Below are 5,187 nucleotides of genomic sequence, written 5' to 3' on the forward strand. Positions count from 1 at the left end.
TAATCGTAGGAATAAGGGAGTGGGACAGAATTCTTTTGAATTCGTCGTCCCACCCCCGCAAGGATGACTAGAACTGAGAAAAGCTTGATTTAAGCGCCTTTTCAGTTCAGTCAGCTACTGCGAATTTGCAAAATAACTCCATTATATTATTTATGTCTGAGGCTTAATGTGTTTCACCTAATGCAACTTTAGTATCATCTTCTTTGGAAATTGCTTTAATAGCAGCGGTTAAACCTTTCGCTATTGTCTCAATAGACATCGATGGTTTCCCAGGTTTATCTGTCACTTGTTCTGGGATAAACGGCACATGAATAAATCCAAATAACAAGCCAGGGTATGATTTATCAGCGAGATAACCTAATTGATATAAGACATGGTTACAAACAAATGTGCCCGCGGTATTCGATAAACTTGCAGGGATGCCAGCTGCTTTAATCGCTTCAGTCATTGTCTTGACAGGTAGATTTGAGAAATAGGCAGGTGCACCATCTTCTTGAATAGCTACATCAATTGGTTGATTTCCTTTATTATCTGGAATACGTGCATCATCTATGTTGATACCAACACGCTCAGGCGTCAGATCATAACGCCCACCAGCTTGCCCGATAGACAAGACGGCATCGTAATTGCCTTTAGCCAGTTCCTTATCAATGACGTCTTTAGATTCATGAAAGACAGTTGGAATTTCTAATTTTGTAATTGTATGATTGCCAATTGTGTCCTCTAATTGCTTTACTGCCTCTAATGCAGGATTAATCTTTTCCCCACCAAATGGATCAAATGCTGTAACTAAAATTTTCATTATTCATTTCCTCCTTCGAACTGTTTAAAATGCCCAGAAATACATGAGCGCTATGTCTTAATAAATGGCAAGTTGTTAATTGGGACTGTTTTGTAATATCTTATAATAATCTATGAATGGATATGAAGTTTTGCGTTTTATAAAATGAAATAAATTGCATATCCACTTTTATAAGAAATCGCTTACAATTAGTTTAGGAGGATTAATACACATTGCTAAGTAATAGACAGATAAAAATTTTGTCTCTATTAATTGATCATCAAGATTATATAACGATTGCTAAAATCGCTGATGAATTCGGAACATCTCTAAGAACGATACAATATGACCTTGAATTTATTGAAGATAAACAAAAAGAGTTCAATTTTAAAGTACATAGAAATAAAGCTTTAGGTGTGAAAGTTGAAACGAATAATAAAAAGCTATATGAACAATTAGAAAATTATTCTTCTGAATACATTCATTTGAGTAAAGAAGAGAGAATTTTAAGTTTAACTTTAAAATTATTTGACTCTAATGTGCCTATTTCAACTAGAACTTTATCTGAATACGTAAATGTATCAAGACGTACAATTATGAGTGATTTGAAAGAAATTCAACAATGGCTAGAAAATCATTCGCTAACTTTAAATTATCTAAAAAATAAAGGTTTTTTAATAGTTGGAGATGAGGAACAGTATCGTAAAGCATATGCTAATAGAATTCATATGTATTTTAAAGATTTTACTTCTCTAATGGAAATTAATCTGTTTTCTAATAACGAGCTAATTCTTGTTAGAAACACTGTGATTTCAATATTGGATAATGAAAATTATCATTTGGTTCAAACGGCAATAGATGCTTTGATTTACCATATATTAATTGCAATACGCCGATTAAAGGAGAACTATTCTTTTAATATACCAACAGATCAAAAAGATAAATTATCATCAACCTATCAGCATGATATTGCTACTAAAATAGTTGGAAATTTACAACAATGCTTAGAAATAAATTTTCCTTCTTCAGAAATTAGTTTTATCACATTGCATTTATTAGGTGCTAAAACAACAGATAACAACCAACTTATAGATAAAAGTAATAAGTTGAAAGAACTAGTTACAAAGTTAATATTTAAAGTTGGGGTAGAGTTGGGAATAGATTTACAAAATGACATTAGATTATATAATGGCTTAATTGTACATCTTAAACCAGCAATTCATCGCCTTAGATATAATATGGCACAAAAAAATCCTCTTAGACATGAAATTTATAAAAGATATGAACAAATTTTTGAAATTATTGTAAGACATATTGTAGAGATTGAAGAAGAATTTGAAATTCAGTTTAATGCGGATGAGATAGCTTTTTTAACTATTCATTTTGCTTCAAGCATAGAAAAAGTTTCGTCATTGTCTAATCAAAAAATTAAAGTTGTATTATTATGTGGATCTGGAGTTGGGACATCACAATTATTAAAAACTAAAATATCGAATATTTATCCTGAATTTGAAATTGTTGATGCATATTCAGTTTATGAAATAGATGAAAATCAATTGATTGATAATGGTATAGATTACATTCTATCTACAGTTCCTGTAGATATTAAAAGTACACCAATTATACATGTAGATCCATTTTTAAATAAAAATTCTAGGAATAAATTAAACGAGATTATTAACTTATCAAGAGAACAACGATTTAAACAAAAATACGAAAACTTATATGATTTAAAAAAATTATTACCATTGAATAGAATTGCTAGCAATAACGAACACTTAAATAGAGATGAGGGTATTGAAATTGCCACTCAACCTTTAATACAGGATGATATTGTTCAAAAGGGTTATGCTGATGAAATAAAATCTCAGTTAGAAAAATTTGGACCTTATATGGTTATTAGTCCACATGTTGCGCTGATTCATGCATCTATAAACAAAGTTAATCAAGGTGCTGGATTTGCCATTACTTATTTTGAAAAAGGCATCACCTTTGGGCATAAGTTAAACGATCCAGTATTTATAATCATAGCGATTGCTACGGCAAATCCGCAATATCACCTTGAAGGTTTAGCACAATTAAGCGAATTATTAATGGATGCAGACAAAAGAGAGATATTTTTAAATGGTGATATTGAAACAATAAAAAATCTTATAGCTAATACATAAAAAGGAGGGATAGCATTGTCTCTAGAGATTTTAAGTAAAAATAAAATTATATTAGAAGATAACGTCGATACTTGGGAGCAAGCCATTGAGTATGCATCTCAACCTTTATTAGAACAGCATATTATTGAAAAAAATTATGTCGATTCAATGATTAAAAGCGTTCAAGAGTTTGGGCCTTATATTGTTATAGCTCCTGAAATAGCTATTGCACATGCACGACCAGATGGCAATGTAAATGAAGTAGGTTTGAGTCTACTAAAGTTAAATAATCATATAAACTTTTCAGAAGATGGTCATTTTGCTTCATTAATATTTGTTTTGAGTGCAGTAGATAATACTTCACATTTAAAAGTATTGCAGAGTTTGGCACAATTACTAGGTAATCAAGCCAATGTGGAAAAATTAATAAATTCAAAAGATAAAGATGAAATTTTAAAAATTTTAAAGGAGAATGATTAATATGAAAATTTTAGTTGTATGTGGTCATGGTTTAGGTAGTAGTTTTATGGTAGAGATGAATGCTCAAGAAGCTTTGAAGAATTTAAACGCACCTTCTGATGTAGAAGTTGAACATAGTGACATAATGACAGCTAGTCCTGAAATGGCAGATTTATTTATCTGTGGCAAGGATTTAGAAGAGAATGCTGAACGTCTTGGAGATGTTTTAGTATTAAATAATATTTTAGACAAAACTGAATTAGAACAAAAATTAGAAAGTAAGCTTAAAGAACTTAGCATAATTTAATATAGGGAGGCGTAGCTTATGCGTTCAGTATTAGACTTCATCGTAGATATATTAAGCCAACCAGCTATCCTAGTTGCGCTAATTGCATTGATTGGATTACTCGTTCAAAAGAAATCAGCAACAGTTATTACAACTGGAACGATAAAAACTATGTTAGGTTTCTTGATTTTGAGTGCTGGAGCAGGAGTGGTTTCAAACTCTCTAGAACCATTTGGTAAAATATTCCAACATGCTTTTGGTGTACAAGGTGTTGTACCAAATAATGAAGCGATAATTTCATTAGCATTAAAAGATTATGGAACTACAGCAGCATTGATTATGGTTTTTGGAATGATAGTAAATATTATAATTGCTCGTTTTACAAATCTTAAATATATTTTCTTAACTGGTCACCATACGTTTTATATGGCTGCATTTTTAGCTATTTTATTAACAGTTGGAAACATTAAAGGTTACTTAACGATAACAATTGGAGCAATTATTTTAGGACTACTGATGGCAATTTTCCCTGCTTTAGCGCAGCCAACTATGAGAAAAATAACTGGTAATGATCAGGTTGCCTTAGGACACTTTGGTACTGTTAGTTATTGGGCTGCTGGTCAAGTAGGAAGACTTTTTGAAGGTAAATCTAAATCAACTGAAGATATTAAATTTCCTAAAGGTTTAAGTTTTTTAAGAGAGAGTACAATTAGTATTTCTATCACAATGGCATTACTCTATCTTATTGCATCTTTATTTGCAGGGGTTGGTTATGTAGATGATAAAATTAGTAATGGTCAAAACTTTATAGTGTTTTCTTTAATTCAAGGTGTTACTTTTGCTGCAGGTGTATTTATAATCCTAACGGGAGTTCGCTTAATTTTAGCTGAAATTGTACCTGCTTTTAAAGGTATATCTGAAAAATTGGTGCCTAATTCAAAACCAGCACTCGATTGTCCAATTGTATTTCCTTATGCACAAAACGCGGTATTAATTGGATTTTTTGTTAGTTTTATTACTGGTGTAATAGGAATGTTAATATTGTTCTTAGTAGGTGGAATAGTCATATTACCAGGTGTTGTTGCTCACTTCTTCTTAGGTGCAGCTTCTGCTGTATTTGGTAATGCACGTGGTGGAATTAAAGGGGCAATTGCTGGATCAGCACTGAATGGTATATTGATTACATTTTTACCGTTATTATTTATACCTTTCTTAGGAGATCTAGGCTTAGCTACAACTACTTTCTCAGATACTGACTTCTTAGCTGTAGGTATTGTTTTAGGTTATATCGTCAAATTTGCAGGAATAATTGGTGCTATAATATTTACAGTGGTTATTGCAATTGCAGCAATATTACTTAAAGGTAAGTCTAAACAAGAAGTTAAAGAATAATATATAGATACTTTTTAAGAGTCTGGGACATAATTCCTAGAGAAAAAGCCAGTAAATGAGTTTTTTATAAATTCATTTACTGGCTTCTTTATTTACAATACTTCGTATTGTTGGCTCGCTTT

General features: G+C 31.2%; 5 protein-coding genes. 4 read left to right on the forward strand and 1 reads right to left on the reverse strand.

Annotated elements, in window-relative coordinates:
* Positions 1 to 163: 163 nt before the first annotated feature.
* Entirely contained in the window at positions 164 to 802 is a 639-nt protein-coding gene (gene pcp / locus KA858_RS11675) for a pyroglutamyl-peptidase I (RefSeq protein WP_210135774.1), read from the reverse strand.
* 212 nt (positions 803 to 1,014) lie between these two features.
* On the opposite strand from pcp, the gene KA858_RS11680 reads away from it, so the two are divergent.
* From KA858_RS11680 to KA858_RS11695, 4 genes are read left to right on the forward strand one after another with little or no spacing between them, the layout of a single operon-like run.
* Positions 1,015 to 2,949 carry a BglG family transcription antiterminator gene (locus KA858_RS11680; protein ID WP_210135775.1) on the forward strand — a complete coding sequence of 645 codons (1,935 nt, stop codon included), beginning with the start codon at positions 1,015 to 1,017 and terminating at the stop codon, positions 2,947 to 2,949.
* A gap of 15 nt (positions 2,950 to 2,964) precedes the next feature.
* Positions 2,965 to 3,408 carry a PTS sugar transporter subunit IIA gene (locus KA858_RS11685; protein ID WP_210135776.1) on the forward strand — a complete coding sequence of 148 codons (444 nt, stop codon included), beginning with the start codon at positions 2,965 to 2,967 and terminating at the stop codon, positions 3,406 to 3,408.
* A gap of 1 nt (position 3,409) precedes the next feature.
* Positions 3,410 to 3,694 (forward strand): PTS sugar transporter subunit IIB, encoded by a 285-nt coding sequence (locus KA858_RS11690; RefSeq protein WP_210135777.1) that lies wholly within the window; start codon positions 3,410 to 3,412, stop codon positions 3,692 to 3,694.
* Positions 3,695 to 3,712: 18 nt separating this feature from the next.
* Positions 3,713 to 5,065 (forward strand): PTS ascorbate transporter subunit IIC, encoded by a 1,353-nt coding sequence (locus KA858_RS11695; protein WP_210135778.1) that lies wholly within the window; start codon positions 3,713 to 3,715, stop codon positions 5,063 to 5,065.
* Positions 5,066 to 5,187: the final 122 nt, after the last annotated feature.

The organism is Staphylococcus sp. GDX8P80P, from assembly GCF_017893095.1.
Classification (GTDB): domain Bacteria; phylum Bacillota; class Bacilli; order Staphylococcales; family Staphylococcaceae; genus Staphylococcus; species Staphylococcus borealis.